General features: G+C 71.7%; 24 protein-coding genes. 21 read left to right on the top strand and 3 right to left on the bottom strand.

Features of this window, described 5'->3' with window-relative positions:
- Positions 1–196: 196 nt before the first annotated feature.
- From ABGB06_RS33005 to ABGB06_RS32955, 11 genes are all read left to right on the top strand, one after another.
- Positions 197–1,384 (top strand): ABC transporter substrate-binding protein, encoded by a 1,188-nt coding sequence (locus ABGB06_RS33005; protein WP_347596916.1) that lies wholly within the window; start codon positions 197–199, stop codon positions 1,382–1,384.
- Positions 1,381–2,184: an ABC transporter ATP-binding protein gene (locus tag ABGB06_RS33000; RefSeq protein WP_347596913.1), complete on the top strand. Its 804-nt coding sequence runs from the start codon at positions 1,381–1,383 to the stop codon at positions 2,182–2,184. The genes ABGB06_RS33005 and ABGB06_RS33000 overlap by 4 nt, the downstream gene beginning before the upstream one ends.
- Positions 2,174–2,902 carry an ATP-binding cassette domain-containing protein gene (locus ABGB06_RS32995; protein WP_347596911.1) on the top strand — a complete coding sequence of 243 codons (729 nt, stop codon included), beginning with the start codon at positions 2,174–2,176 and terminating at the stop codon, positions 2,900–2,902. Before ABGB06_RS33000 ends, ABGB06_RS32995 begins: the two co-directional genes overlap by 11 nt.
- Entirely contained in the window at positions 2,899–3,759 is an 861-nt protein-coding gene (locus ABGB06_RS32990; protein ID WP_347596908.1) for a branched-chain amino acid ABC transporter permease, read from the top strand. Before ABGB06_RS32995 ends, ABGB06_RS32990 begins: the two co-directional genes overlap by 4 nt.
- A gap of 32 nt (positions 3,760–3,791) precedes the next feature.
- A complete protein-coding gene (locus ABGB06_RS32985; protein WP_347596905.1) occupies positions 3,792–4,844 on the top strand; it encodes a branched-chain amino acid ABC transporter permease in 1,053 nt (350 codons plus the stop codon).
- A 62-nt stretch (positions 4,845–4,906) separates the two neighbouring features.
- The gene (locus ABGB06_RS32980; RefSeq protein WP_347596902.1) at positions 4,907–5,881 is read left to right on the top strand and encodes an SDR family oxidoreductase; all 975 of its coding nucleotides are present in this window, start codon (positions 4,907–4,909) and stop codon (positions 5,879–5,881) included.
- Positions 5,881–6,768 carry an amidohydrolase family protein gene (locus tag ABGB06_RS32975; RefSeq protein WP_347596899.1) on the top strand — a complete coding sequence of 296 codons (888 nt, stop codon included), beginning with the start codon at positions 5,881–5,883 and terminating at the stop codon, positions 6,766–6,768. The genes ABGB06_RS32980 and ABGB06_RS32975 overlap by 1 nt, the downstream gene beginning before the upstream one ends.
- Positions 6,769–6,791: 23 nt before the next feature.
- The gene (locus tag ABGB06_RS32970; protein WP_347596896.1) at positions 6,792–8,300 is read left to right on the top strand and encodes a long-chain fatty acid--CoA ligase; all 1,509 of its coding nucleotides are present in this window, start codon (positions 6,792–6,794) and stop codon (positions 8,298–8,300) included.
- A 34-nt stretch (positions 8,301–8,334) separates the two neighbouring features.
- Positions 8,335–8,790: a MaoC family dehydratase gene (locus ABGB06_RS32965; RefSeq protein WP_347596893.1), complete on the top strand. Its 456-nt coding sequence runs from the start codon at positions 8,335–8,337 to the stop codon at positions 8,788–8,790.
- 62 nt (positions 8,791–8,852) lie between these two features.
- Positions 8,853–9,794 carry a PaaX family transcriptional regulator C-terminal domain-containing protein gene (locus ABGB06_RS32960; protein WP_347596890.1) on the top strand — a complete coding sequence of 314 codons (942 nt, stop codon included), beginning with the start codon at positions 8,853–8,855 and terminating at the stop codon, positions 9,792–9,794.
- A 68-nt stretch (positions 9,795–9,862) separates the two neighbouring features.
- Complete coding sequence (locus ABGB06_RS32955) at positions 9,863–10,798, top strand: PHB depolymerase family esterase (protein WP_347596887.1); 936 nt, start codon at positions 9,863–9,865, stop codon at positions 10,796–10,798.
- Positions 10,799–10,878: 80 nt separating this feature from the next.
- Here the strand turns inward: ABGB06_RS32955 and ABGB06_RS32950 are convergent, their stop codons facing one another.
- A complete protein-coding gene (locus ABGB06_RS32950) occupies positions 10,879–12,222 on the bottom strand; it encodes a glycoside hydrolase family 43 protein (RefSeq protein ID WP_347597025.1) in 1,344 nt (447 codons plus the stop codon).
- An 81-nt stretch (positions 12,223–12,303) separates the two neighbouring features.
- Positions 12,304–13,065, bottom strand: a complete 762-nt coding sequence (locus tag ABGB06_RS32945; RefSeq protein ID WP_347597022.1) for an SDR family oxidoreductase — start codon at positions 13,063–13,065, stop codon at positions 12,304–12,306.
- A 630-nt stretch (positions 13,066–13,695) separates the two neighbouring features.
- Here ABGB06_RS32945 and ABGB06_RS32940 point away from each other — a divergent pair.
- The 5 genes from ABGB06_RS32940 to larA all read left to right on the top strand — a co-directional run bounded on the left by ABGB06_RS32940 (position 13,696) and on the right by larA (position 19,358).
- Complete coding sequence (locus tag ABGB06_RS32940; RefSeq protein ID WP_347596885.1) at positions 13,696–14,961, top strand: extracellular solute-binding protein; 1,266 nt, start codon at positions 13,696–13,698, stop codon at positions 14,959–14,961.
- A gap of 121 nt (positions 14,962–15,082) precedes the next feature.
- The gene (locus ABGB06_RS32935) at positions 15,083–15,928 is read left to right on the top strand and encodes a sugar ABC transporter permease (RefSeq protein ID WP_347597020.1); all 846 of its coding nucleotides are present in this window, start codon (positions 15,083–15,085) and stop codon (positions 15,926–15,928) included.
- The gene (locus tag ABGB06_RS32930) at positions 15,928–16,755 is read left to right on the top strand and encodes a carbohydrate ABC transporter permease (protein WP_347596882.1); all 828 of its coding nucleotides are present in this window, start codon (positions 15,928–15,930) and stop codon (positions 16,753–16,755) included. Before ABGB06_RS32935 ends, ABGB06_RS32930 begins: the two co-directional genes overlap by 1 nt.
- A gap of 1 nt (position 16,756) precedes the next feature.
- On the top strand, positions 16,757–18,013 hold the full coding sequence (locus tag ABGB06_RS32925) for a mandelate racemase/muconate lactonizing enzyme family protein (protein WP_347596879.1): 1,257 nt from the start codon (positions 16,757–16,759) through the stop codon (positions 18,011–18,013).
- 115 nt (positions 18,014–18,128) lie between these two features.
- A complete protein-coding gene (gene larA, locus ABGB06_RS32920; protein ID WP_347596876.1) occupies positions 18,129–19,358 on the top strand; it encodes a nickel-dependent lactate racemase in 1,230 nt (409 codons plus the stop codon).
- Here the strand turns inward: larA and ABGB06_RS32915 are convergent.
- Positions 19,353–20,558, bottom strand: a complete 1,206-nt coding sequence (locus ABGB06_RS32915; protein ID WP_347596873.1) for an ROK family transcriptional regulator — start codon at positions 20,556–20,558, stop codon at positions 19,353–19,355. The genes larA and ABGB06_RS32915 overlap by 6 nt on opposite strands.
- A 139-nt stretch (positions 20,559–20,697) precedes the next feature.
- Between ABGB06_RS32915 and ABGB06_RS32910 the strand changes: the two genes are divergently transcribed.
- The 5 genes from ABGB06_RS32910 to ABGB06_RS32890 all read left to right on the top strand — a co-directional run bounded on the left by ABGB06_RS32910 (position 20,698) and on the right by ABGB06_RS32890 (position 26,354).
- Complete coding sequence (locus ABGB06_RS32910) at positions 20,698–22,194, top strand: sugar ABC transporter ATP-binding protein (RefSeq protein ID WP_347596870.1); 1,497 nt, start codon at positions 20,698–20,700, stop codon at positions 22,192–22,194.
- The gene (locus ABGB06_RS32905; protein ID WP_347596867.1) at positions 22,194–23,246 is read left to right on the top strand and encodes an ABC transporter permease; all 1,053 of its coding nucleotides are present in this window, start codon (positions 22,194–22,196) and stop codon (positions 23,244–23,246) included. The genes ABGB06_RS32910 and ABGB06_RS32905 overlap by 1 nt, the downstream gene beginning before the upstream one ends.
- Before the next feature lie 65 nt (positions 23,247–23,311).
- The gene (locus ABGB06_RS32900; protein WP_347597017.1) at positions 23,312–24,277 is read left to right on the top strand and encodes an ABC transporter permease; all 966 of its coding nucleotides are present in this window, start codon (positions 23,312–23,314) and stop codon (positions 24,275–24,277) included.
- Entirely contained in the window at positions 24,274–25,488 is a 1,215-nt protein-coding gene (locus ABGB06_RS32895) for a substrate-binding domain-containing protein (protein ID WP_347596864.1), read from the top strand. Before ABGB06_RS32900 ends, ABGB06_RS32895 begins: the two co-directional genes overlap by 4 nt.
- Positions 25,485–26,354: a sugar phosphate isomerase/epimerase family protein gene (locus tag ABGB06_RS32890; protein ID WP_347596861.1), complete on the top strand. Its 870-nt coding sequence runs from the start codon at positions 25,485–25,487 to the stop codon at positions 26,352–26,354. The genes ABGB06_RS32895 and ABGB06_RS32890 overlap by 4 nt, the downstream gene beginning before the upstream one ends.
- Positions 26,355–26,380: the final 26 nt, after the last annotated feature.

Raw genomic sequence — 26,380 nt, 5'->3', positions numbered from 1 at the left:
CCCCCGGGGGATCGGCGGGCCGGCGGGCGGTGGCGATGACTGCCTCCTAACCAGAGCGACGGGTGACGCGCGACCAGCATGACCCAGGCGTATCGGCTCCGCAACTATTGACGTCAACAATTATTGCTCTTAACTTCCATGTCGATGGAGCCCCACCGCCCGCGCTCGCTGTCTCCCCACGACACCGGGAGGTCCCGTGCACCCTCGTATCCCCGCCGCCGTCCTCGCCACCGTGCTGGCGCTCACCGCCACGGCGTGCGGCGACAACGCCTCCACCGATGACGACGGGACGATCAGAATCGGCATGATCGCCGAACTGACCGGCCCGCTGCAGTCGCTCGGCACGGAGGCGCGCAAGGCGGCCGAACTGGCGGTCGATCAGGTCAACGAGGACGGCGGCATCGACGGCCGGGAGCTGGAGCTGGTCGTCGAGGACTCCCAGGGCAAGCCGGAGCAGTCCGTGCTGGCGCTCGACTCCTTCGCCGACGAGGGCGTCGCGGCCGTCCTCGGATCCTCCTCCTCGCTCGTGACGAGCGCCACGCTCCCCTCGGTGGACCGCGCCGAGATCCCCTATCTCTCGCTCACCCCGACCGACGAGCAGGTCACCGAGGACCATCCGTACGTCTTCGTCATCCCGGCGCTCGCCTCGCACTACGCCGAGGCGCTGCTGCGCTACTACCAGGCGGAGGGGATCAGCAGACTGGCGGTCGTCCACGACACCGAGACGACCTATCCCCTGGCGGGCAACGAGGCGATGCAGGCGCTGGCCTCCGACTACGGCATCGAGATCGTCAGGACCGAGGAGATCCAGTACGACGCCGACGACTTCAGCCAGGTGTTCACCCACGTACGGGGCACCGACGCCCAGGCGATGGTGGTCTGGCTGTCCGGCGGTGGCGCGGTGACGCTGGTCAAGCAGTACGAGGCCTCGGGACTCGACCTGCCGATCGCGTTCACCGGATCGCAGGCCAGCCGGCTGTGGCTGGACCCGGCGGGGGAAGCCGCCGAGGGCACCACGGTGGCCAGCGCCATCGGCGTGGTGGGCGACCACCTCCCCGAGGGCGAACAACGGCGGGCCATCGAGGAGCTGTCGACGGCGTTCGAGGCGGAGTACGGCTACCAGCCACCGCAGTTCGCCCAGGACGGCTACACGGGTGTCATGGTGCTCGCCGCCGCCCTGGAACAGGCCGGCGGCACCGACCCCGAGGCGATCCGCCAGGCCCTGGAGGGTCTGAGCCTGACCACGCCCAACGGCACCTACCACTACAGCGCCGAGGACCGGTCGGGTCTGTCCCCCGACTACGTCTCGGTGAACACCGTCGTCGACGGCGCGTTCGTACCGACCGACTGGTCGCTGGACCAGTTGGAGCGGGTGGCCGAATGACCGGGCCACTGCTCCAGGGGACCGGGCTGGCCCGCGCGTTCGGCGGCGTCTACGCCGTCGACGGGGTGGAGGTGGCCGTCGCCCCCGGCAGCACGCTGGGGGTCATCGGTCCCAACGGCGCCGGCAAGTCGACCCTGTTCCACCTGATCAGCGGGCAGTTGCCGGCCGACCGTGGCGAGATCCGGCTGGCCGGACGACGCATCGACCGGCTGCCGCCGCACGCGCGGGCCCGCCTCGGCATCGCGGTCGTCTTCCAGGGCGCCCGCGTCTTCCACGGCATGACGGTCGCGGAGAACGCGATGGTCGGTGCCCACGCGACCACCGGGGCGGGGTTCGTGACCGCCGCGCTGCGGCTGCCCCGCCACCGCCGTGAGGAACCCGTGATCGCCGCGCGGGCGCGCGAGGCCGTCCGCCGGGTGGGCCTGGCGGAGTGGGCGGACCACCCCGCCGAGCTGCTGCCGCTGGGGCAGCAGCGTGCCCTTCAGCTGGCCCGCGCCCTCTGCTCCGAACCGCGGCTGCTCCTGCTGGACGAGCCCGCCTCGGGGCTGCGGGCCGCCGAGCGGGAGCGACTCGCGGGACTGATCGAGGAGCTGCGCACCGAGGGAGTGACCATCATGCTCATCGACCACGACGTCGGCCTGGTGTCCCGTCTCGCCGACCGGGTGACCGTCCTCGAACTCGGCCACGTCATCGCCGAGGGCTCACCGGACGAGGTCCGCGCCGACCCGAGGGTGGTGCGCGCCTATCTGGGCACGGAACCGGTTCGCGACGAGGGTGCGGGCGGGCGGGATGAGCGGTAACGCCGGCCCGCACGTCGTCGAGGTCCGCGACCTGGTGGTCCGGCACGGCGCCGCCACCGCCCTTGACCGGGTGTCGCTCTGCGTCGCCCCGGGCGAGATGGTCGCGCTGGTGGGGCCCAACGGCGCGGGGAAGTCCACCCTGGTCAACACCCTGTCCGGCATCCACTCCCCCGCCTCCGGCTCCGTCGAGGTGCGGGGCCGGCTCGCCCAGGTGCCCGAGGGACGGCAGGTGTTCGGCGACCTCACCGTGGACGACAACCTGCGCCTGGGCGCCTGGCGCCTGCCCGGCCGGTTCCGGGAACGCCGCACGGCCCGCGACACCTCCTGGATCTACGAGATCCTGCCCGGGCTGGTGCGGCTGCGCCGCAGAAGGGCGGGCGGCCTGTCGGGCGGCGAGCAGCAGATGGTGGCGGTCGGCCGCGCGCTGATGAGCCGGCCCCGGGTGCTCGCCATCGACGAGCTGTCCCTCGGCCTCGCACCCGTCGTCGTCGCGGGCCTCGCCGAGCAGCTGGCCCGGCTCAACCGGGAACAGGGCACGGCCCTGCTCCTCATCGAGCAGAACGCCCGGCTCGCCCTCGACCTGTGCGGCAGGGCGTACGTCCTGGAGGCGGGCCGGATCACCGCCGAGGGCAGCAGCGCCGAGCTGTCGGCCAGCACCGACGTGGCCCGCGCCTACCTCGGCGCCCCCAGGGACGGCGGGGAGGGCGGGGCACCGTGAGCGATCTCCTCGACTACCTCGTCACCGGTCTGGGCACCGGTTGCGGCATCGCCCTGGTCGGCAGCGGCCTGGTGCTGATCCACCGGGTCACCCGGGTGGTCAACTTCGCCCAGGGCACGTTCGCCGTCATCGGCGCCCTCACCGCCGTCTCGCTGCTGGAGGCCGGGGTGCCGCACGGCGCGGCCGAACTGCTCGGCATCGCCACCGCCACCGTCGTGGGCCTGGTGACCGGGCTGATCGCCATCGGCCGCCGGGGCACCTCGCCGCAGGCCGCGCTCATCGTCACCCTCGGGGTCAGCGTGCTGGCGTACGCCGTCGAGGTGTTGATCTGGGGCGATCAGGGCCGGTCCGCCGACGGGCTGTCCGGCGCCGTCACCCTGTTCGGCGCCCGCCTGCAGTCCCACTATCTGCTCGTCATCTCGGTCACGGTGGCGCTCTTCGTCGCCCTCGCGCTCCTCCTCGACCGCACGGACACCGGCAAGGCCCTGTCGGCCTGCTCCGCCAACCCCTACGCGGCCCGGGTCGTCGGCATCTCGGTCACCCGCATGGGCCTGCTCGCCTTCGCCGTCGGGGGCGGCCTCGGCGGCCTGGCGGGGGTGCTGCTCGTGCCCACCCGCTCGATGTCGTTCGACTCCGACGTGTCGCTGATCATCAACGGCTTCGCGGCGGCGATCGTCGGCTCGCTGCACCACATCGGTCGCACCCTGGCGGGCGCGCTGCTGCTCGGCGTGGCCCAGGCGATGGTCGCAGGCTACGGCTACGCCCCCTACCAGACGGTCGTCGCCCTCTGCCTGATCCTCGCCCTGCTGATGTGGCAGTCGGCGCGCACCCGCAGCGTTCTGACCGAGGCCGGGTGACGCGGCCGATGCCCACCAGAAAGGCAGCTTCCATGAACGCCGTTGTTCCGGGCCGCGTCGCCACGGAATCGTCGACCCGACGCCGCCTCGCCGAGCCGGGCCGGCGCCCGACCCTGTTCGTCGCTGCCGCGGTGGCCGCCGCCACGCTGGCGCTGCCGCCGATGCTGGACCGCAGCCAGCTGTCGGTGTTCGTCCTGCTCGGCCTGTCCGCGATGGTCGCGGTCGGCCTGACCCTGCTCATGGGCTACGCGGGACAGGTGTCCATCGGTCAGGCCGCGTTCTACGCCATCGGCGCCTACACCGCCGCACTGCTGAGCTCCCACGACGCGCCGCCGCTGCTGGGCCTGGCCGCCGCGCCGGTGGTGGCGGCCGGCTGCGCCGCCGTGGTCGGCGGGCCGCTGCTGCGACTGCGCGGCCACCAGCTGGCGTTCGCCACCATCGCCCTGCAGCTCATCCTCGTCTCGCTGCTGGGCGAGTGGGAGTGGGCCGGCGGCTCGGTCGGCGTGTCCGGCATCCCGCTGCTGTCGGTCGGCGGCTTCGAACTCGACGAGGACCTCCACTACGCCTATCTGACCTGGGCGGCGCTGGCCCTCGTGCTCGTGGTCGCGCACAACGTCACGACCTCGCGCGCCGGCCGCGCCCTGCGCGCGCTGGCCACCAGCGAGACCGCGGCGAGCGCCAGCGGCGTGCCGGTGGCCCGCTACAAGCTCGCCGTCTTCACCCTGGCCGCCGCGTTCGCCGGACTCGCCGGCGCCATCTACGCGTTCTTCATCGGCTACGTCGCCCCCCACTCGTTCCCCGTGCTGCTGTCCGTCGAGTTCCTGGTGATGGTCGTCGTCGGCGGGCTGGGCACCCTGTGGGGCGCGCTGCTGGGCGCGGCGTCCATCACCCTGCTGGTGCAGGCGCTCAACGACCTCGCCACGATGCCCGGCATGCCCGCCAGCGCGCCCAGCATCCTCAGTTACGCGGTCTACGCCACGCTGCTCATCGTCGTCGTCCTGTTGCTGCCCCGCGGACTGGTGTCCGTGCCGTCCCAGGCAAGGCGGCTGCTGAGGGGCAGGACGAGGCGAACGGATCCCGGCTGACCCAGGGGATCCACCGTCCGAGCCGCCCGCCGCACCCGCCACGGATCCAGGGAGTTGCCACCATGTCCGATTCCCCTTCTTCCTCCTCTTCCTCCTCTTCGCCCCCTTCGACCCCTTCGTTCCCCGTCATCGATCTCGCCGGGCGGGTGGCCGTGGTCACCGGCAGCGGCCGGGGTCTGGGCCTGGCCTACGCCCGGGCGCTCGCCGCGGCCGGCGCCAGCCTCGTCGTCAACGACGTGGACCAGGGCGCCGCCGAACAGGCCGCCGCGTCCCTCACCGAACAGGGCGGCAGGGCCGTCGCGGAACCGGTCGCGGTCGGGACCACCGAGGCGGCCGACCGCCTGGTGGCCCGTGCCGTCGCCGAGTTCGGCCGACTGGACATCCTGGTGACCAACGCGGGCGTGCTGCGCGACCGGGTGCTGTGGAAGATGAGTGACGACGACTTCGACACGGTCGTCGCGGTGCATCTCCGAGGCACCTTCACCTGCGCCCGCGCCGCCGCCGTCCGGATGCGCGAGCAGGGCGACGGCGGCCGGATCATCCTGGTCGGCTCCCCGGCCGGACAGCGCGGCAACTTCGGTCAGACCAACTACGCCGCCGCCAAGGCCGGAATCGCCGCCATGGCCCGTACCTGGTCCATGGAACTGGCCCGTGCCGGCATCACCGTCAACGCCGTCGTCCCGGTGGCCGCGACCGCGATGACCGACACCATCCCGGCCTTCGCCCCCTACATCGAGGCGATGCGGAACGGCGAACCGCTGCCGGACTTCCTGCGCCAGGGCGAGGGCTTCGGCACCGTCGAGGACTGCGCCGCCCTGATTCCCTTCCTGGCCTCCGACGCCGCCCGTGACGTCACCGGCCAGTGCATCGGCATCGGCGGCGACCGGCTCGCCCTGTGGTCACACCCCCAGGAGATCAGGACCTCGTACGCGCGCGGCGGTTGGACCCCGGAGACGATCGCCACCGCCTGGCACACCTCGGTCGGCGCCGAACCGCAGAGCGTCGGCATCCCCGCGCCGCGGCTCCCGGAGGCGTGATGGCCGGCACACTACGCGTCGAGGACCTGGTCGCCATCGACGTCCACACCCACGCCGAGGTCTCCACCAGAACGGGCAGGGCCTCGCTGGACGAGCGGCTGCACCGCGCGTCGTCCGCCTACTTCGGGGTGGCGGGCCGCCGCCGGCCGACGCTGGAGGAGATCGCCGCCCACTACCGCGAGCGCCGGATGGCCGCCGTCGTCTTCACCGTGGACGCCGAGCACGCCACCGGCACCGAACCGGTGCCCAACGAGGAGATCGCCGAGGCCGCCGCCGCCAACGCCGACGTGCTCATCCCGTTCGCCTCCGTCGACCCCTTCCGCGGCCGGGCGGGCGTGCGGCAGGCCCGCCGCCTGGTCACGGAGTACGGCGTCAGGGGATTCAAGTTCCACCCCAACATCCAGGGCTTCTTCCCCAACGACCGAGCGCTGGCCTACGAGTTGTACGAGGCGATCGAGGAGGCCGGCGCCGTCGCGCTGTTCCACACCGGCCAGACGGGCATCGGCGCCGGCGTCCCCGGCGGGGGCGGCATCCGCCTGAAGTACTCCAACCCGCTGCACGTCGACGACGTCGCCGCCGACTTCCCAGAGCTGAAGATCATCCTGGCGCATCCGTCCTTCCCGTGGCAGGACGAGGCCCTGGCGGTGGCGACCCACAAGCCCGGCGTGCACATCGACCTGTCCGGCTGGTCGCCGAAGTACTTCCCGCCGCAGCTCGTGCGGTACGCCAACTCGCTGCTGCAGGACAAGGTCCTCTTCGGCTCCGACTACCCCGTGCTCACCCCCGACCGCTGGCTGGCCGACTTCGCCGGGCTCGACATCAAGGACCACGTCAGGCCCAAGATCCTCAAGGAGAACGCCGCCCGACTGCTCGGGCTCACCCGCTAGCCCACCCGCAAGGAGACCCAACGATGCGCAACGAGGGACTGGGGTCCTGGCCGGCACGCCGCGCCCGCATGACCCCTCGCCGCACCGCCCTGGTTCACCTCGACCGGCGAATCAGCTACGCCGAGCTGCACGAACGCACCACCCGCCTCGCCCACGCCCTGCGCGGGCTCGGCGTGTGCCACGGCGACCGCGTCGCCTATCTCGGCCCGAACCACCCCTCGTTCCTGGAGACCCTCTTCGCGACCAGCGTGCTGGGCGCGGTGTTCGTCGGCCTCAACACCCGCCTGACCGCCCGCGAGATCGCCCACCAGCTGGACGACTCGGGCTCAGGGGTCCTGGTGTACGCGGCGTCACACGCCCCGCTCGTGGCCGAGCTGCGCGGCACGGACACCGGTGTGCGCACGTTCCTCGGCGTGGGCTCCGAGTACGAGAGCCTGCTGGCCGCGGCGCCCACCGAGCCGATCGACGAGTGGGTGAGGCGCGACGACACCTGCCTCATCATGTACACCTCGGGAACGACGGGACTGCCCAAGGGCGCCATGCTCACGCACGGCAATCTCATCTGGAACGCCATCAACGCCCTCATCGACCTCGACCTCACCGCCGACGAACGGGCCCTGGCGGTCGCGCCGCTGTTCCACTGCGCCGGGCTGAACATGCTCACCCTGCCCGTGCTGCTCAAGGGCGGCACCTGCGTCCTGGTCGAGTCCTTCGATCCCGACGCCGTGCTGGACCTGATCCAGCTGCACCGCATCACGTTCATGTTCGGCGTGCCCACGATGTTCGACCTGATGGCCAGCCACGCCCGCTGGCCGTACGCCGACCTGTCCTCGCTGCGCACCCTGACCTGCGGCGGCGCCCGCCTCCCCACCCCGCTCATCGCGACCTACCGGGAGCGGGGACTGGCTCTCCAGCAGGGCTACGGGATGACCGAGACCGCGCCCGGCGCGCTTCTCCTCGACCGCGAGCACGCGGTCGCCAAGGCCGGTTCGGCGGGCGTCCCGCACTTCTTCACCGAGATCCGGGTCGTCCGGCCCGACCTCACCCCGGTCCGGACCGGCGAGACGGGCGAGGTCCAGATCAGCGGCCCCAACGTGATGCCCGGCTACTGGCAGCAGCCCGAGGGGGCCGAGGCCTGTTTCGCCGAGGACGGCTGGTTCCGCAGCGGCGACGTAGCGCGCGTCGACGACGACGGCTACGTCTACATCGTCGACCGCATCAAGGACGTGATCATCTCGGGCGGCGAGAACGTCTACCCCGCGGAGATCGAGAACCTGCTGCTGGCCCACCCCGACGTCGCCGACTGCGTCGTGATCGGCACGGCCGACCCGAGGTGGGGCGAGGTGCCCCGCGCGGTCGTCGTCCCCCGTGCGGGAGCGAACCTCGATCCGGTCGCGGTGCTCGCGTCGCTGTCCGGGCGCCTCGCCCGATACAAGATCCCCAAATCGGTCGTCATCGTCGGCGAACTGCCGCGCACCGCCACCGGCAAGCTCCTGCGACCACGCGTCCGCGACCTGTACGGAACGCGCTGACCCCCGGCACCCGAGAGAACGGAACACCCCGCGCATGACCATCACCGTCAACGGCCTCGACGAACTCCGGGAGCTCGCCGGAAGCAGCCTGGGCACCAGCGACTGGATCGAGATCACCCAGCAGCGCGTCAACGCCTTCGCCGACGCCACCGACGACCACCAGTGGATCCACACCGATCCGGTCCGGGCCAAGGACGGCCCCTTCGGCGTCACCATCGCCCACGGCTTCCTCACCCTGTCCCTCTTCATCCCCCTCTTCACCGGACTGCTGGACGTCAGGGGCGTCACCAGCAAGATCAACTACGGCCTGAACCGGGTCCGCTTCCCCTCCCCCGTCCCGTGCGGCTCCCGGCTGCGGCTGGCCGCCACGCTCGCCTCGGTCGAGGACGTACCCGGTGGTGTCCAGACCGTGGTCGACGGGACGATCGAGATCGAGGGCGGCGGCAAACCGGCCGCCGTACTGCAGAGCATCACCCGCCTCCACGCCTGACGCCTCGCCGGTCGCGGTGGTGGCGGTACCCTTTCGCGGACCCGTACCGGTGGGAGGGGACCGTGGAGGGACGCGCGCCCGAGGACGTCATCGAGGACGCCGACGACGACGCCATCGACGACACCCGCGACGACACCCGCGAGGACCCCGGCGACAACGGGCAGGGCGTGCGCACCGAGACGCTGCTGCTGGCGCTGTTGGGCGACCAGCTCCTCGACCGCGGTGTGGCCGTGTCGACGAGCAGCATCATCGCGGTGCTGCACCGCCTGGGGGTCGGCGAGCACGCCACGCGCGCCACGGTCTCCCGGATGACGCGGCGGGATCTCCTGCGGTCGGTGCGGCAGGGCCGTCAGGTGTTCCTCGGGCTGACACCGCGCGCGGTCGCGGTGCTGCGCGACGGCCGGCGCCGGCTGGAGGCCGAGATCGTCGACCGGGACTGGGACGGCCGCTGGACGATGCTGGCCTTCTCGGTTCCCGAGACGCGGCGCGCCGACCGCCACGCGCTGCGGACCCGGTTGGGCTGGGCCGGATTCGCGCGCCTGCGCAGCGGCGTGTGGGTCTCCCCGCGCGCGGCGGACGTGTCCCGGATCCTGGCCGAGCTCGACCTGCTCGACCACGCCGAGGTGTTCCGCGCCGAGGCGACCCTGTGGACGGATCCGGCACGGATCGCCCAGGAGGCATGGGATCTCCCGGCGATCGCCGCGGGCTACCGCCGTTTCCTCGACCGCTGGTCGGGCGGCGCGTCAGGCGACGCGTCGGCCGAGCTGGACGCGCTCGACGACCTGTCACGGCGCACCCGGCTGACCGCCGAGTGGTTGTTGCTGATCCGCCGGGACCCCCGGCTGCCGCGCGCGCTGCTACCGGCGGAGTGGCCGGGCATCCGGGCTCAGGAGCTGTTCCGGAGCCTGCAGTCCCAACTCGTCGGCCCGGCGGAGGAACTGGCCGCGGCGGGGCTCGCGACCATCCCGGACGCGCAGGCACCGCGTTCTTCGGCCATCGTTTGACATTTCATTGACGCTCGTTCGAGATTCGCCTAACTTGACGGTGGGGGCTGCATCCGACAGGAGACAGCATGACTCGAACACGAGCCGCACTCGCCGCGGTTGTCAGCGGCTTGTTGATCACCCTCGCCAGCATCGCCCTGCCGGCTCCGGCATCCGCCGCCCAACTCGTCGAGGTCCCCAACTTCGGGACCAACCCGGGGAATCTGCGGATGCACGCGTACGTGCCGGACGCCACGCCCGCCAACCCGGCCATCGTGGTGGCCATGCACGGCTGCGGCGGCAACGGCCCCGGCTTCGCCCAGTCCAGCGAGTTCAACGCGCTGGCCGACCAGCACGGCTTCATCGTCATCTACCCGACCGCCACCAAGCAGACGGCGATGGGCAACTGCTTCGACGTGTGGTCGCAGGAGTCCAAGACCCACGGCGGCGGCAGCGATCCCGCGTCGATCGTCTCGATGGTCGACTACGCGGAACAGCAGTACGGCGGCGACCCGGCGCGGGTCTTCGCCACCGGCAGTTCCTCCGGCGGCATGGAGACCCAGGCCCTGCTCGCCGTCTACCCGGACGTCTTCAAGGCTGGCGCGTCGTTCATGGGCGTGCCCTTCACCTGCTTCGCGAACGAGGCCGACTTCCCGCCGTGGACCAGCCAGTGCGTCAACGGAAGCATGAACCGGAGCCCGCAGCAGTGGGGTGACGCGGTCCGGGCGGCGTACCCGGGCTACACCGGTCCCCGGCCCCGGGTCCAGCTGTGGCACGGCACCGCGGACCCCCTCGTGCCGTTCCAGCTGCAGCAGGAGGCGGTCGACCAGTGGACCAACGTGTTCGGGCTGAGCCAGACCCCGAGCTCGACGGACCAGCCGCAGCCCAGCTGGACCCGGGACCGGTACGCCGATTCCAGCGGCACCGTACAGGTGGAGGCCATCGACGTCTCCGGCGCCGGCCACAGCCTGCCCATGAGCGGCATGGCCGCCGCGGCCGTAACGTTCTTCGGCATCGCCGGCTGATCGGCGCCCCCTGACGCCGGTCCGCTCGTGCCCGGGTCCGACCACGGGAGTCCTCCCGTGGTCGGACCCGGTTCCCCGGCTCAGGCCGAGAACCTCCACCAGTTCACGTTGAACAGGTTGCCGCTCCCGCCGGTGTACCTGAAGTACACGTCGTGCGTTCCGGTGGCACCGCTCACCGGACAGGAGACCGTCGTCCAGTTCTGCCAGCCGCCCGTCGCCGGCACCTCGCACGTCCCCACCAGCGTGCCGCCGGGGGCGTCGAGGCGGATCTCCATCCGTCCGCCGCTGGTGGCCGACGCCACCCTGGCGTCGAGGGACCTGGCGCCGGCGCCGAAGGCGGCGCCCTCAACCCTGATCCAGTCGCCGTTCTCGATCCACCCGACGTTCATCCCGCCCTCGTTCGACGCCTCCGTCTCGACGCCGGAACCCCAGGCGATGGTCTCGGCCTCCTGCCGGACGTAGGGATCCAGCGTGCCCACCTGGGGCGCGCCCGTCGTGGTCATGTTGATCGTCGGGAAGCCGCCGTCGGCCCGGTAGGAGAACTGCTCGACGGCGACCGAACGCGTGAAGCCGCCACCGCCCGGCAACGCGCCGTTGTGGTAGAAGAAGTAGGAGTTCCCGCGGTAGTCGATGACCCCGGGATGGTTGGTGAAGCTGCTGCCCTGCGTGGGCATGATCGTTCCCCGGTAGGTCCAGGGACCCGTGGGACCGGGAGCGGTCGAGTAGGCGATGAACTCGGAGCAGCACTGGGCCGCGAACACCATGTAGTAGAGGCCGTCGCGCTGGTAGACCCAGGGCGCCTCCTCGAACAGGGTCGGACGATCGGGATTCCCGTTCCGGGTGCCGAAGCCCTGGGTGGTGAGCGGGATCTGGGTCGGGCCGCCCGAGTAGGACACCATGTCGGAGTTCAGCCTGACGTACCAGAGGTTCGGGTTGCCCCAGTACAGATAGGCCTGGCCGTCGTCGTCGACGAACACCGTGGGGTCGATCTCACCGTTCTCCACCAACGGACGCCCCAGGGCGTCCCTGAAGGGGCCGGTGGGGCTGTCCGCGACCGCCACCCCGATGGCCATCCGACCGGTCGCCCGGTTCGTCACGGGGACGTACCAGTAGAACTTCCCGCCCCGCTCGATGACCTGGCCCGCCCACGCGTTCGCGCTCGCCCAGCTGAAGGTGGCGAGGTTCAACGGGGAGCCGTGGTCGGTCCAGTTCACCATGTCCGTGGAGGAGTAGACCCGCCACTCCTTCATGGTGAACCACGTCGAGCCGTCCTCGTCGTGTCCGGTGTAGAGGTAGACCCGGCCGTCGTGGACGAGGGGAGCCGGATCGGCCGTGTAGATGGTCTGGACGATGGGGTTGTCCGCCCTGGCCACGGCTGGCTGGAACAGCGTGAGGACACACAACAGGCCCGTCAGCCAGGCGATGCGGCGCCTGGCCCCGGCCCTTGATCTGAGCCGTACCGAACGATGCACGGTCACTCCTCGGGTCGTTGCTGACGGTCGGCGTCAACGGCCCAGCCATCCCCCGTCCACGGGCAGGATGACGCCGTTGACGTAGTCCGAGGCTGGCGCCGCCAGGAACACCGTGGCCCCGCCGAGATCGTCGGCCCGCCCCCACCGGCCCGCGGGAATCCGCGCGAGCGCCGACGGGTTGCGGTCCTGGTCCTCGGGTGGCGCCTCGGTGTCGTCCGTGGCGATGTAGCCCGGAGCGATGGCGTTGACGTTCACTCCCCGGCCGGCCCATTCGTTCGCCAACGCCTTGGTCAGTTCGGCCAGTCCCGATGTCGCCGCCGTGTAGGCCGGGACGCTGATGCCGTCCTGGGAGCTCAGGAGCGACGCCGTCAGGATGATCTTCCCCCGGCCCCTCCTGACCATCTCGAGGCCGATCTCCCGGCTCAGCACGAACTGGGTCGTGAGATGCACCTCGATGACGTGGTTCCACGAGCCGTCGCGGTGGACGTGGCCGGGGGTGCGCGCGATCGTGCCCGCGTTGTTCACCAGGATGTCGACCGGACCGAGCGCGTTGATCTCCCCGATCAGCCGCCGCACGGCCCGCCGGTCGGCGAGGTCGGCCCTCAGGGGAGTGAACCGGCGGCCGGCCGCGTGGACGCGGCACTCCACCTCGCTCCCGCTCGGCTCCATCCCGGCGGAGACCCCGACGATGTCGGCACCGGCCCGGGCGAGGGCCTCGGCCATGGCCAGCCCGACACCGCGACGGGCACCCGTCACGACGGCGACGCGTCCGAAGAGGTCGAACGGCGAGGTCATCGCGCCGAACGACGAGCCGGACACCGCGGCCATCGGCCGTCTCGCGTTCCTGTACACATCAGTCCTTCGTGGGGCGGTCGAGCGGCCTGGTGGCGCCCGCACCCGGTCAGGGGCGCACGCATCCAGCGCCAGCCCAGGGCCAGCCGGCAGGGACTGTCGGATGGGCGTGCTGGCCCTGGGTGGCACCGACGCCGTGTCACAGCGGAACGCCGGCTTCCTGCCGACTGGTTCGCTGCTGCCAACCGCCATGACACGGCGGGTCTCGGCGGGTCTCGGCGGGAGAGCCCACCCCGGAACAAACGGATGGTGCGCCAACTGTCGCCTGACGGTCCGTGGGACGGACACGGACCAGAATCCACCAGATCATCCGTTCGTCATGCCGAACGCTGACTGGCACTTCAGACACCTGGGATCATAGAGCCTCGGCCAGCAGCTCGACATACGTCGTACGTGTCTTTTCGGCCAACCATTCGATCGCAGCCCTTCCTCTGGCCAGTAACCAGCGGACTCGGCCCTTCTCCTGCACCGACGCGTCCATCCTCTTGACCCTGAGACATCATACGAGTTACGTTTCCGGTCCACCTGGACACGGACGGGTGGGCACCGGTGCCCTCCGGAGAGCGAGCAGCCATGAAGCAGCGAATACTGTGGTCAACCGTCCTGGTCGGAGCTCTGGCCCTGACTGGCTGCGGAAGCGCGGGATCGGGTGCCTCGTCCGGCTCCTCGGACGACACGCTGGTCGTCTGGGACTGGAAGTCGGGCGACGAGACGGCCGCGGCCTACCTGGAGGAGGCGAAGGCCGACTTCGCCGCGCGGCATCCCGACGTGACCGTGGAATTCGTGGCGCAGCCGTTCGACCAGTACTACACACTGCTCGGCACGGCCATGCGGTCCGGTGCGGGACCGGACGTGATGCTCTTCAACGGGGGCGGTCAGCTGCGCGACCGGGTGGACTCGCTGCTCCCCCTGGACGACCACGTGGCCGAGGACCGGGAGCGGCTGGCCGGATGGGAGGCGTTCACCCACGAAGGCACCGTCTACGCCGCGCCGGTGACGCTCCAGGGACATCCGATCTACTACAACCGGACGCTGTACGAGGAGGCCGGACTCGACCCGGACAGCCCGGCGACCACCTGGGAGGGCTTCCTCGACGACTGCGGGACGATCGCCGCGGAGACCGGAGCCAGCTGCTTCGCCACGGGGAACAAGGAGGGCTACGGCATCCAGTTCTTCCTCTCCGGGCTGGGCTCCGCGGTGCTCACGCCGCAGGAGTACGACGACTGGATCGCCGGGGACCGCGACTGGACCTCTCCGCACGTGCGGCGCATCTTCGAGCTCTGGCAGGAGGTCGACGAGGCGGGCCTGAACAACGACGGGGTCAACTCCACCGCGCTGTTCAACGACTCCCTCGCGCTCTTCGAGTCCGGCGACGCCGCGCACGTGGTCGGCCTGATGTCGGACATCGGTCACTGGAAGGACTTCGGCGAGTTCCTCGGGGAGGAGAACGTCGGCGTGATGCCGGCACCGCTCGTCACCGCCGACGCCAGCCCCAGCCTGCCGTACGACGGCGGGATCGGGTACGCCGTCGCGAAGTCGACCGACCAACCGGAGCTGGCCGCCGACCTGGTGCGATCGCTGACCTCCACCGAGGCGCTGACCGCCTTCCACGCCGACGCCGGAGCGATCGTCTCCGACACGACCGTCGACACCGCCGCCGGCGGCCCGGCCCTGGACGCCATCGTGCCGGCCATCGAGTCCGGCAGGCCGGCGCTGCACGTCGCGCTCTCCTCCGAGACCCTCGACCTGATGGGCAGGCTCTCCCAGCAACTGCTCAGCGGCTCCGTGAGCGTCGACGACGCCCTGCGGCAACTGGCCGACTCCGAGCGGGCGGACTGATCCCGTGCCACTGAGCGGATCGCCGCCGTCGGTCCACCCCGTCAAACCGGTCCACCCCGTCAAACCGGTGCACCCGGTCCGCGCCCGGCGTGCCCGGCGCGGCGGGCGGCGGGCCGAACGTCTGGCGCCGTACGTCCTGGTGGCCCCGGCACTGCTGATCATCGTGGGATTCCGGCTGTACCCGCTGATCCTCGGCGTCAACTTCTCCTTCACCGGGGACGGCGAGCGGGACGGGATGCCGGTGGGTCTGGACAACTACGTCGAGCTGTTCGAGGACCCGCTCTTCCGCGACGCGCTGGAGAACGTCGGGCTGCTGGTGCTGCTGCTGCCCGTCGCGGTGGCGATCCCCGGCCTGCTCGCGACGTTCATCCACCTGCGCGTGCCGGGACACCGGTTCTTCCGGAGCGTCTACTTCTTCCCGGCCGTGCTCTCCCCGGTGATCGTCGGTGCGATCTTCAACCTGCTGCTGGCCGTCGACGGCCCGTTCAACTCGTTCCTCGGACGCGTCGGCATCGGATCGGTCGACTGGCTCGGCGATCCGGACATCGCGATGATCACCGTCGTCGGCGTGCACGTGTGGGCGACGTTCGGGATGGCCCTGGTGGTCTTCCTCGCCGGGTTCGCCACCCTGGACTCCGCTCTCCTGGACGCCGCCCGCATCGACGGCGCCTCGCTCCCCCGGCTGATCTGGCACGTGATCGTCCCGGGTCTGTCCCGCACCATCCAGTTCGTGGTCGTGACCACCATGATCGGGATGCTGACGTCCATGTTCGGCCTGCTCTACGTGATGACCAGCGGCGGGCCCGAGGGCTCGACCTACCTGCCGGAGTACTACATCTGGATCCAGCAGGGGCAGATGAACCGCCCGGCGCTCGCCTCGGCCGCCTCGACCGTCCTCTTCCTGGTCATGCTCGTCGTGGGCTTCCTGCAGCTCTCGCTGCTCCGCCGCTCGGGGAGGGAACGCTGATGCGTGGTCTCCGTCCGAGCCGATGGGTGATGGCCGTCCCGATGGCGGCCCTCGCGTTGGCGACGATCTATCCCCTGGTGTTCACCACCAACGTCGCGATGAAGACCCGGCACGACTACGTACTCGACCGGTTCTCGCTGGCCCGCTCCGCCAACCTGGACAACCTCGACGCGGCGTGGACGAGCGACGGCATGCAGCGGTACCTCGTCAACTCGGTCGTCGTGGTGACGCTCAGCGTCGCGCTTCTCCTGCTGTTCGGATCGATGGCCGGTTTCGCCCTGAGCCATCTGCGGTTCCGCGGGTCACGCGCGATCTTCCTGGGCTGCCTCGCGGCGCTCTTCGTCCCGTTCCAGGTGATCATGGTTCCGCTCGTGCGGATCATGGCGGACGTCCGACTCATGGACACCCACGCCGGGCTGATCCTCGCCTACGTCGCGCAGTTCCTCCCGTTCACCATCTTCCTGATGACGAGCTACTACAGCGCGATTCCGGCCGAACTCCTGGACGCGGCCAGGATCGACGGGAACACGCCGTACGGCGTCTACCGGCGCGTCATGCTGCCGATGGGCCGGCCCGCGCTGCTCTCGGTGGGCATCCTCAACGCCCTGTTCTGCTGGAACGACGTCCTCATCTCCCTGCTGCTGATGCCGTCCGCGGAACATCGCACCCTCATGGTCGGCGTCACCTCGCTGCGCGGCCAGTACTCCGACGACATCCCCACCTTCGCCTCGGGAGTGCTCATCGCCGCGCTCCCCGTCCTCGTGCTCTATCTCTTCTTCCAGCGCCAGATCGCCGACGGAGTCACCGCCGGCTCCACGAAGGGCTGACATGCGGATAACCGGCTATCGCACCCTGACGACGGTCCAGGAATGGGGCCGTCCCATCGGCGACGCCAACGGGGTCTTCCCCGACGGCGTCACCTCAGTGCCGATCGTCCTGGTCGACACCGACGAGGGGATCACCGGCGTCGGGCTGGGATCCCATGTGGAGCTCGACACCGTCTTCGACGCCATCGAGGGCGAGGACCCGCGCTCGGTGACCGCGCTGTACGACCGCATGCTGCGGCACACGTTCAAGGCGGGCCACGCCGGCGCCCTGTTCGGGACCATCGGCACGCTCGACACCGCCCTGTGGGACATCAAGGCGCAGGCGGCCGGGGAACCGTTGTGGCGGCTCCTCGGCGGAAGCGACCGGCGGGTGCCCGCCTACGCCTCGGGACTCGACATCGACCTGACCGACGACGAACTGGTCGCGGCCTACCAGGTCTACGCGGCGCGCGGCCTGCGCGCTGCGAAGCTCAAGGGCGGACTCAACGTCGAGTGGGACCGGCGCCGCCTCACCCTGGTGAGAGACGTGCTCACCGAGGCCGGAGACGGGATGCGGCCGAGCCTCATGCTCGACGCCAACGAGTCCTGGAACCGCAAACAGGCGGTCCGCCACATCCAGGAACTCGAGAGCACGCTCGATCTCACCTGGGTGGAGGAGCCCGTCCGGCGCTGGGACGCCGAAGGGCTCGCCGTCGTCCAGCGAGGCATCCGAGCCTCCGTCGCCAGCGGGGAGAACCTCACCGGGCTCGAGCAGTACCGCCCCCTCCTGGCGGCGGGCGCGGTCGACGTCGTCCAGACGGCGGCCGTCTACGGCGTGACCCACTTCCTCCGGGTGGCCACCCTGGCACACGCCCACGACCTGCCGGTCAGCCCCATCGGCAACACGCCGCTCGGGCTGCTGCACGCCGCGACCTCCGTGCCCAACCACCTCGTCAGCGAGCTGCAGGACCTGCAGCCTCCGGCCGGCCTCGCCCTCGACCTGCACATCGCCGACGGCGCCTTCCTCCTCGGCGACTCGCCGGGCCTCGGCATCCGCGTCAACGAGGGCGAGATCGTCGCGTCACACCGACAGCGCACGCCCGTCCCCGGCGGCCCGCACATCAGACCGGAGGGCGCCGGACGACGCCTCCTCGCCGTGGCCCGCCCCCGACCGCGGCACCACCCGAACCCCCACGCGCCGTGGTCGGCCGGCCATGTGCCGCACACCCCGCTGCCCACCGAGATGTCGGTGGCGCCGCTCCACGACGAGAGGGCCTAGTCCGCCACCGCCAACCAGCCACCGTCAACCGCCCACCACCCGTCATCCCGGCCCCGTGCGCCCAGCGCGGAGCCGTCCAACGAGACGTTGGACCACCGAACAAGGAGTCGGCGCGATGAGAGTCTGCCTCGCCTATGGCACCGGTGGCCTGGTGGTCGACCTCCCCGGGCCGCCCGAACACCCGCCGGAGACCACCGTCGTGGTCACGCCCGAGTACCGCGAGCCGGCGCCGGACCCGAGGACCGCGCTCCGCACCGCGCTGCGCCGGCCACTGGCCGGACCACCACTGCGCGAGCTGGTCAGGCCGGGCCAGACGGTGGCGATAGCCGCCTGCGACGGCGTCCAGCCCCAGCCCCGCCGGCTGATGGTCTCCGCCATCCTGGCCGAGTTGGAGGGCGTCGTCCGCCTCGACGACGTCACCGTCCTGGTCGCCACCGGCGCCCGCCGGCCCCACACCACCGCCGAGATGCGCGCGATGTTCGGCGACCGGATCGCCGACAGCCTCCGCATCGTCAGTCACGACGCCTGCGACGACGCGTCGTTGACCTGGCTGGGGACGCACGGGGACGGCGTCCCGGTATCGCTGAACAGCCGGTGGGCCGGCGCGGACGTCCGCGTCACCACCGGGCTCGTCGAACCGCACGTCTTCGCCGGTTTCCGCGGTGGTCCGAAGCTCGTGGCCCCCGGGCTGGCCGGGCTGGAGACCGTGCTGACCCTGCACGACGCCGAGCGGATCGCGCATCCCAAGGCCCGCTGGGGCATCACCTACGGCAACCCCGTACACGACGACATCCGGGCGATCGCCGAGGCCACCGGGGTGGACTTCGGCCTGGACGTGGTGCTGAACCGCCACCAGCGCGTCATCGGCGCCTACGGCGGTGACGTGCTCGTCGCCCACGCGGCCGCCACGGCCACCGCGCGGCGCCTCTCCCTGCGGCCCGTCGAGGGCCGGTTCGACGTCGTGGTCACCACCAACGCCGGCCACCCGCTCGACCGGAACCTCTACCAGTCCGTCAACGGCATGCGCACCGCCGCCGAGGTGGTGAAGCCCGGCGGCGTCATCATCTGCGCCACCGAGTGCCGCGACGGGCTCACCGACCACGGCCGCCGCACCGCCGTGCCGGATCCGTGGCACGCCCACATGGAGGCCACGGTCCGGCAACGCGCCCGGACCATCGTGCACAGCGCCGGCCTGACCGCCACGGACCTGGCCGCCGCCCGTCTGGACCACACCGACGACGTCGCCGCCAGCGCCCGCGCCGCGCTCGACGAGGCGGGCCCCGAGGCCCGGCTGTGCGTGCTGCCGGAGGGACCCCGGACCATCCCCTATGTGGAGGCCTTATGAACCGACCGCCAGGAGCGCGGTGTCCACCTGCTCGGGAGCCAGGACATGGCCGATCGCCAGGAACGCGGCGCCCAGCGTCGCCGCGTTCTCCCCCAGGCGGCTGGGTTCGATCAGCAGATGCCGGGTGGCCAGGGGATGGGATCGCCGGTAGACGGCCTCCCGAACGCCGGCGAGCAGCGGACGGTGCACCGCCGCGAGCGCACCACCGATCACGATCGCCTCGGGATTGGCGAAGTTGATCAGCGCGGAGAGCACCTCTCCCACCGCCCGACCGGCGTCGCGGACCATGCGGACCGCCTCCTGTTCACCGGACGTGACCCGGTCCACGACCTCGCGCGTCGACGCGCCGGGGCCCGGCCCCGCGCCGATCCGGCGCGCGAGCACCGCGCCGCCCGCGACCGCCTCCAGGCAGCCGGTGTTGCCGCACCGACAGGGCGTGTCGTCAACGCCGACCCGGGTGTGGCCTATGTCGCCGGCCGATCCCTGGGCCCCGCGGTAGAGCTCTCCGTTCGCGATGATGCCGCAGCCGATGCCCGTGCCCATCTTGACGAACAGGAGATGGTTGGTGTGCGGGAGCACCCGACGCCACTCCGCGAGCGCCATCACGTTCACGTCGTTGTCGACGAGTGCGGTGACCCCGAACCGGTCGCCGAGGAAGCGCGGGATGGGGTACCGGTCCCAGCCGGGCATGAGCGGCGGGTCCACCGGCGTTCCGGTGGCGAACTCGACCGGTCCCGGCACCCCGACGCCGATCGCGCACAGGGCGGAGAGCCGCTGGCCGGCCTCGTCGAGCAGTTCCTGGATCGCGTGCGCCACGTGCTCCAGCACCGCGTCCGGTCCCTCGGAGATCCGCATCGGTTGTTCCCGTACGGCCAGTTCCGCGCCGCCGACGTCCACCAGCGACACCCGGTAGTGCGTCGCTCCGAGGTCCACGCCGACGGTCACCCGGTCCCTGGTGCGCAGGCGGAGCCGCCGCGACGGTCTGCCGCCCGTCGACCGACCGTCCTCGTACTCGTCGAGATAGCCGTGGGAGACGAGCGCCTCCACCCGGTGCGTGACGGTCGAACGGGCCAGGCCGGTGACGCGAGCGATGTCGGCGCGGGTCTCCGCGACGCCGCCGGTGATCAGGGCGAGGACCTGACCCGACGACGGGCCGAGCACATTCGCCGTTCCACCGTGTGGCCCCGACATCGCGGGCATACCGCCTCCCTCCGCCGGTCATTCGCGGTCAACTCAGACTACTTGATTCGATCACCGACGTAAGTCGCCCCGACTTTTGCTCAATCACTCCCGACTTACGCCCTTGTCTTCGCTAACTTTCGCAAGTAGCTTGCTTTTTGTGTTGAGGATGCGGGACATGACAAAGAGCTTCCTGGGCACGCCTGTCCTCCAGGGCGTCTCCCTCGACCTGCGCCCGGGCGAGGTGCACGCGATCGTCGGCGAGAACGGCGCCGGGAAGTCCACGCTGATGAAGCTGCTGGCCGGCGAGTACCAGCCGGACGGCGGGCGGATCGAGATCGACGGGGTACCCCGCTCGTTCGGCCACCCCGCCCAGGCCCAGGCCGCCGGCATCGGCGTCATCCACCAGGAGCTCTCGCTGCTGCCGGATCGCACCGTGGCCCAGAACGTCCACCTCGGCCGCGAGCCCACCCGGCGTGGCCTGGTGGATCGTGCCGCCATGGAGCGGCGCACCGCCGACCTGCTCGACGAGCTCGACGCGACCGGTATCAGCCCCCGCACGCTGGTGCGTGACCTGACGGTCGCCAGGCAGCAGACCGTCGAGGTCGCCAAGGCGCTCGCCTCGGACGTGCGCATCCTCGCGATGGACGAGCCCACCGCGGCCCTGGCCGAGCACGAGGTGGTGGTCGTCCGCGATCTGGTCCGTCGGCTGGCCGCCCGGGGCCTGGGCATCCTGTACATCTCGCACCGGCTGCGTGAGGTGTTCGACCTCTCCCAACGGATCACGGTGCTCAAGGACGGTCGCCGCGTCACCACGCTCGACACCTCCGCCACCGACGCGGACGAGGTCGTCAGGGCCATGGTCGGACGCGAGTTGAGCGCCTACTACCCGCCACGTGCGGCCCCGGACGAGGTGGGCGGGGCGGTGCTCACCGTCAGCGGCGGCGGCAACGACCGGCTGTCGGACATCAGCCTGGCGCTGCGGGCGGGGGAGATCGTCGGGATCGCCGGTCTGCAGGGCTCCGGACGTTCGGCGCTGGCCCGCGCCCTGTTCGGCGCCGCGCCGTTCACCCGCGGCACCATGACCGTCGGCGGCGGGAGCGTGCGGCCACGAAGGCCGTGGCAGGCGATCCGCGGCGGTATCGCGCTGGTGCCCGAGGACCGCAAGGCCGACGGGTTGGCCCTGCGCCAGTCCGTTCGGGACAACGCGCTGCTGGTCGTCCGCGCCCTGCCGGCCAGGGAGCGGCCGACGCTGACGCGAGCGCTCACGGAGCTGCTGGAACACGTCCGGCTGGTGTCCCGCGGGGTCGAGCAGGAGGTGCGGTACCTCTCCGGCGGCAACCAACAGAAGGTCGTCATCGCCAAATGGCTCGCCGCACGGCCGCGGGTGCTCCTCTTCGACGAGCCCACGCGTGGCGTGGACGTCGGCGCCAAGGCAGCGATCCACGGTCTGGTGCGGGAGTTGGCCCGCGAAGGGCTGGCCGTCCTGCTGATCTCCTCGGAACTGCCCGAGCTGATCGGCATGAGCGACCGCGTCCTCGTCATGGCCGACGGGCGGGTGGTGGGTGAGCTCCCCGCCGGCCCTTCGGAGGAGGACATCATGCGCCTGGCCACGGCCGACCGGCGCCCGTCCGACCGCGCGGCCGGAGCGGCGTGATGGCCACCGAACCGGCCCAGGCACGCCGGCCCGCCCGCGGCGCCGGCCGCGAGCGCCCGCCGACCCGTGCGGGTACCGCCTCCGGCCGTGCCGCGGCACGGCTGACCGACCCGGCGGTGGGGATCTGGATCGCGGCGCTCGGCGTCACCCTGCTGGGCTGGATCGTCGTCACCGCCCGGGGCGGTGACTTCCTCACCCAGCCCAACGTCACCGGGATCCTCCAGAGCTGCGTGGCGCTCGGGCTGGTGGCGCTGGGGCAGACCCTCGTGATCCTCACCGGCTCGCTCGACCTCTCCGTGGCCTACCTGGTGAGCCTGGGCACGCTCGTCGCCGCCCAGACCATGGCGGGGCAGGACGGCAACATCCTGACCGCGATCATCGCCGTCCTCGCGCTGTCCGCGGCCGTCGGGCTGGCCAACGGACTGATCGTCACCGGGCTGGGGGTCCACGCGTTCGTCGCCACCCTGGGCACCGCGCTCATCCTGCGCGGCTGGATCGAGGACCACTACACCGGCCCGGCCGGCTCGGTGCCCGCGACCTTCCGACGCCTGGGCTACGACCGGATCGGGCCCGTACCCGTCTCGGTGTTCCTGCTGGCCGCCGTCGCGCTGGCGCTGTGGTTCGTCTGCCGGCGCACCCGGTTCGGTCACCACCTGTACGCGACCGGCGGCGACGCACACGCGGCCCGGCTCTCGGGGGTGCGCACCCGCCGGACCGTCGTCATCGCGCACGTCCTGTGCTCGCTGTGCGCCGGCGCCGCCGCGCTCTTCCTGGCCGCCCGGTTCGGGGCGGGGTCTCCCTGGGCGGGCACCGAGGCGAGGTACGACCTCGAGTCGATCGCCGCGGTCGTCCTGGGCGGCACGATCCTGGCCGGCGGCCGGGGCGGGATCGCCGGAACGCTCGGCGGCGTGGTCGTGCTGGCGGTGCTCGACTCCGTCTTCGACCAGCTCTCCGTCGACCCCTTCGTCAAGAACGTGCTGCGCGGCGTGGTGCTCATCGCCGCGGTCGCCCTCCACGCACGGAGCCGCCGCCCCTCAAGGAGGACCGCGTGACCACCGCGGACCGCGCCGACGCCCCCGCCTCGGCCGAACACACGCCACCGCCACGTCCTCCGCGACTGGCCACGGCGCTCGGCACGGCGGCCCCCGTGTACGGCCTGCTGCTCGTGCTGCTGGCGGCGCTGGCCGTCACCGACCCGGGCTTCTACGAGCCCGACCGACTCCTGGCCTTCGTTCGGCGCGCCGCCCCGCTGGTCATCCTGGCCGCCGGCCAGTACCTGGTCATCGTCTGCGGGGAGTTCGACCTCTCCGTCGGAGCGATCGTCACGGCCGGCGTGGTGGTGGCCGCGGAGCTCTACCAGGAGTTCCCCGGGGCGCACTGGCCGGTGGTCTGCTGCGCGCTGCTGCTCGCCGGCGCCGCCGTCGGCCTCGTCAACGGCCTGGTGACCACCCTGCTCGGGGTGCCGTCGTTCATCACCACCCTCGGCATGATGCTCATGGTGGAGGGCGGCGTCTTCTACTGGACCGGCGGCTCTCCGCAGGGCTACCTGCCCGACGACTTCCGCGCGCTGGGCCGCGACGACCTGTTCGGCTGGTTGCCGTGGGGCATGCTCGTGTGCCTGGCGGCGGGCGCCGCGGTGGTCGTGCTGATGCGCTCGCCCTTCGGTCGCACCCTGGTGGCCACCGGCGACAACGAACGGGCGGCCGCCCTGGCGGGCGTCCGCGTGGTGCGGGTGCGCACCGTCGCGTTCGTGCTGTCCGGCGTGGCCGCCGCGCTGGCCGCGATCCTCGTCGGGGGCTTCTCCGGCGTCTCCGCGCAGGCGGGCTCCGGCATGGAGTTCGAGGCCATCACCGCCGTGGTGCTCGGCGGTGTGGTGCTCGGCGGCGGCCGGGGCTCGGTCGCCGGCGCCATGGCGGGCGCCTTCAGCCTCGTCGCGCTGTTCACCCTGCTCAACCTGCGAGGCGTATCGGGCGCCCTGGAGTCCACCGTCCAGGGCGTGATCGTCATCGCCGCCGTCGCGCTCGGGGCCGCCGACTGGTCCCGCCGGCGCCGCTCACCATCCACCGGAGGCCACACCTCATGAACAGGCCCATCCCCGCCGTCCTGGCCACCACCCTGCTGGCGGCCGCGCTCCTCACCTCCTGTACCAGCGACACGCCCACGGACGGTCCCAGCACGCCGGCGGGCTCGGCCGGTCCCGGGGCGGACGGCGCGGCCGACGAGGCCGAGTTCTTCGAACGCGGCGAGTACGAGCGGCAGTTGGAGCTCGGTCTGGAGACGCCGGAGGGGCCCGCCGACCGGCCCTGGGAGCAGATGCTGCGTCCCGAGATGGTGGACACCGAGGAGTACGCCCTCCCGGACGGCCCCGAGGGAGAGGTGAACCTGTGCTTCTCGAACGCCGGCGTGTTCAACCCCTGGCGCCAGGTCGGCCTGGAGACGCTGCGGGCGGAGGTGGCGCTCCACGAAGGCGTCTCCCTCACCGTGCTGGACGCCGAGGGGCAGGACGACAAACAGATCTCCGACATCCAGGACCTCAGCAGCCGGGAGGACTGCGACGCCCTCATCGTCTCCCCCAACACCACCGCCACCCTCACCCCGGCGGTGGAGGAGGCGTGCGGTCGGCTGCCCGTCATCGTCTTCGACCGGGGCGTCAACACCGACTGCCCGGTCACGTTCGTCCATCCCGTCGGGGGCTACGCCTACGGTGCCGCCGCCGCTGACTTCCTCGTCGACGCGGTCGAGCCGGGCGGCAACATCCTCGCGCTGCGCATCTCCCCCGGCGTCGACGTGCTGGAGAACCGCTGGTCCGCGGCCGAGATCGCGTTCGAGGAGAGCGACCTCGAGGTGGTGGACGTCGAGTTCACCGAGGGAGACCCGGCGACCACGAAGTCGATCGTCACCGACGCCATCCAGCGCCACGGCAACATCGACGGGGTCTGGATGGACTCGGGCGCCACCTCGGTGGCGGCGGTCGAGGCGTTCGAGGACGCGGGCGAGGACGTGCCGCCGATCACCGGCGAGGACCAGCAGGACTTCCTCCAGGCCTGGCACGACAAGGACCTGACGGCCATCGCCCCCACCTACCCGACGTTCCAGTGGCGCACCCCCGTCATCGCCGCCCTGCGGGTGCTCGCCGGCGAGGAGGTGCCGGCCGAATGGCGGCTGCCGCAGCCCACCATCACCCAGGACAACCTGGCGGACTACCTGGACGAGGGCATGCCGCCGCTGCACTACGCCATGTGCGGCTGCGAGGACCTGCCCGGCTACCCCGAGGACTGGGGTGGCGAGGAGTGAGCGTCACGCTGCCGATCGGGGCGAACCCCTGGATCTGGCACTCTCCCGTCACCGACGCCGACCTCGCCGCCACGATCCCGCGGCTCGCGCACTGGGGCTTCGACGCGGTCGAACTGCCCCTGGAGCAGCCCGACGACTGGACACCGTCGTTCACCACGGAACTGCTGACGGGCTGCCAGGTCCGGCCCGCCGCCGTCATCGCCGTGATGCCGCCGGGGCGTGACCTGGTGCGCGCCTCCTCGGCGACCGTGCGCGCCACCCAGGAGTACCTGGTGCGCTGCGTGGACGCGGCGCGGCGGGTCGGCGCCCCCGTCGTCGCCGGGCCGCTGTACGCCGCCGTCGGCCGAACCTGGCGCATCGCCGACCAGGAGCGGGCGGCCGTCTACGCCGAGCTCCGGGAGGCGCTGGCACCGGTGGTGGAGCACGCGCGCGCCGCCGGCGTACGGCTCGCCGTGGAGCCGCTGAACCGCTACGAGACCAGCGTGCTGAACACGGTGGCCCAGACCCTGGAGGCGCTCGACGGGCTGCCGACCGAGACCGTCGGCGTGGCGCTGGACACCTACCACCAGAACATCGAGGAGCGCGGGCTGGACATCGCGGCCCGCCAGGCGGCCGGGCGCATCGCGCACGTCCAGGTCTGTGCCAACGACCGGGGCACGCCCGGCAGCGATCACCTCGACTGGCCCGGATTCCTCCGGACCCTTCTCACCAGCGGCTATGACGGGCCGCTGTGCATCGAATCATTCACCGCGCACAACGAGAGCATCGCGACCGCCGCCTCCGTCTGGCGCCCGCTGGCCGCCTCCCAGGACGCCATCGCCGTCGATGGCCTGGCCTTCCTGCGGAAGATGCTCTCCCTTCTCTGACCGGCGAAGCCGGGAGCCGCATCACA

The sequence above is a fragment of the Streptomyces sp. B6B3 genome (assembly GCF_039871525.1).
Taxonomy (GTDB): domain Bacteria; phylum Actinomycetota; class Actinomycetes; order Streptomycetales; family Streptomycetaceae; genus Streptomyces.
This window is presented reverse-complemented; position numbering and strand designations above follow the sequence as displayed.

What these genes read in the sequence shown, in the direction of transcription:
- ABGB06_RS33000 (WP_347596913.1), top strand. Translation starts at nt 1,381, where the DNA reads ATGACCGGGCCACTGCTCCAGGGGACCGGGCTGGCCCGCGCGTTCGGC.
- ABGB06_RS32995 (WP_347596911.1), top strand. Translation starts at nt 2,174, where the DNA reads ATGAGCGGTAACGCCGGCCCGCACGTCGTCGAGGTCCGCGACCTGGTG.
- ABGB06_RS32985 (WP_347596905.1), top strand. Translation starts at nt 3,792, where the DNA reads ATGAACGCCGTTGTTCCGGGCCGCGTCGCCACGGAATCGTCGACCCGA.
- ABGB06_RS32980 (WP_347596902.1), top strand. Translation starts at nt 4,907, where the DNA reads ATGTCCGATTCCCCTTCTTCCTCCTCTTCCTCCTCTTCGCCCCCTTCG.
- ABGB06_RS32975 (WP_347596899.1), top strand. Translation starts at nt 5,881, where the DNA reads ATGGCCGGCACACTACGCGTCGAGGACCTGGTCGCCATCGACGTCCAC.
- ABGB06_RS32970 (WP_347596896.1), top strand. Translation starts at nt 6,792, where the DNA reads ATGCGCAACGAGGGACTGGGGTCCTGGCCGGCACGCCGCGCCCGCATG.
- ABGB06_RS32965 (WP_347596893.1), top strand. Translation starts at nt 8,335, where the DNA reads ATGACCATCACCGTCAACGGCCTCGACGAACTCCGGGAGCTCGCCGGA.
- ABGB06_RS32955 (WP_347596887.1), top strand. Translation starts at nt 9,863, where the DNA reads ATGACTCGAACACGAGCCGCACTCGCCGCGGTTGTCAGCGGCTTGTTG.
- ABGB06_RS32945 (WP_347597022.1), bottom strand. Translation starts at nt 13,065, where the DNA reads ATGACCTCGCCGTTCGACCTCTTCGGACGCGTCGCCGTCGTGACGGGT.
- ABGB06_RS32940 (WP_347596885.1), top strand. Translation starts at nt 13,696, where the DNA reads ATGAAGCAGCGAATACTGTGGTCAACCGTCCTGGTCGGAGCTCTGGCC.
- ABGB06_RS32930 (WP_347596882.1), top strand. Translation starts at nt 15,928, where the DNA reads ATGCGTGGTCTCCGTCCGAGCCGATGGGTGATGGCCGTCCCGATGGCG.
- ABGB06_RS32925 (WP_347596879.1), top strand. Translation starts at nt 16,757, where the DNA reads ATGCGGATAACCGGCTATCGCACCCTGACGACGGTCCAGGAATGGGGC.
- larA (WP_347596876.1), top strand. Translation starts at nt 18,129, where the DNA reads ATGAGAGTCTGCCTCGCCTATGGCACCGGTGGCCTGGTGGTCGACCTC.
- ABGB06_RS32915 (WP_347596873.1), bottom strand. Translation starts at nt 20,558, where the DNA reads ATGCCCGCGATGTCGGGGCCACACGGTGGAACGGCGAATGTGCTCGGC.
- ABGB06_RS32905 (WP_347596867.1), top strand. Translation starts at nt 22,194, where the DNA reads ATGGCCACCGAACCGGCCCAGGCACGCCGGCCCGCCCGCGGCGCCGGC.
- ABGB06_RS32895 (WP_347596864.1), top strand. Translation starts at nt 24,274, where the DNA reads ATGAACAGGCCCATCCCCGCCGTCCTGGCCACCACCCTGCTGGCGGCC.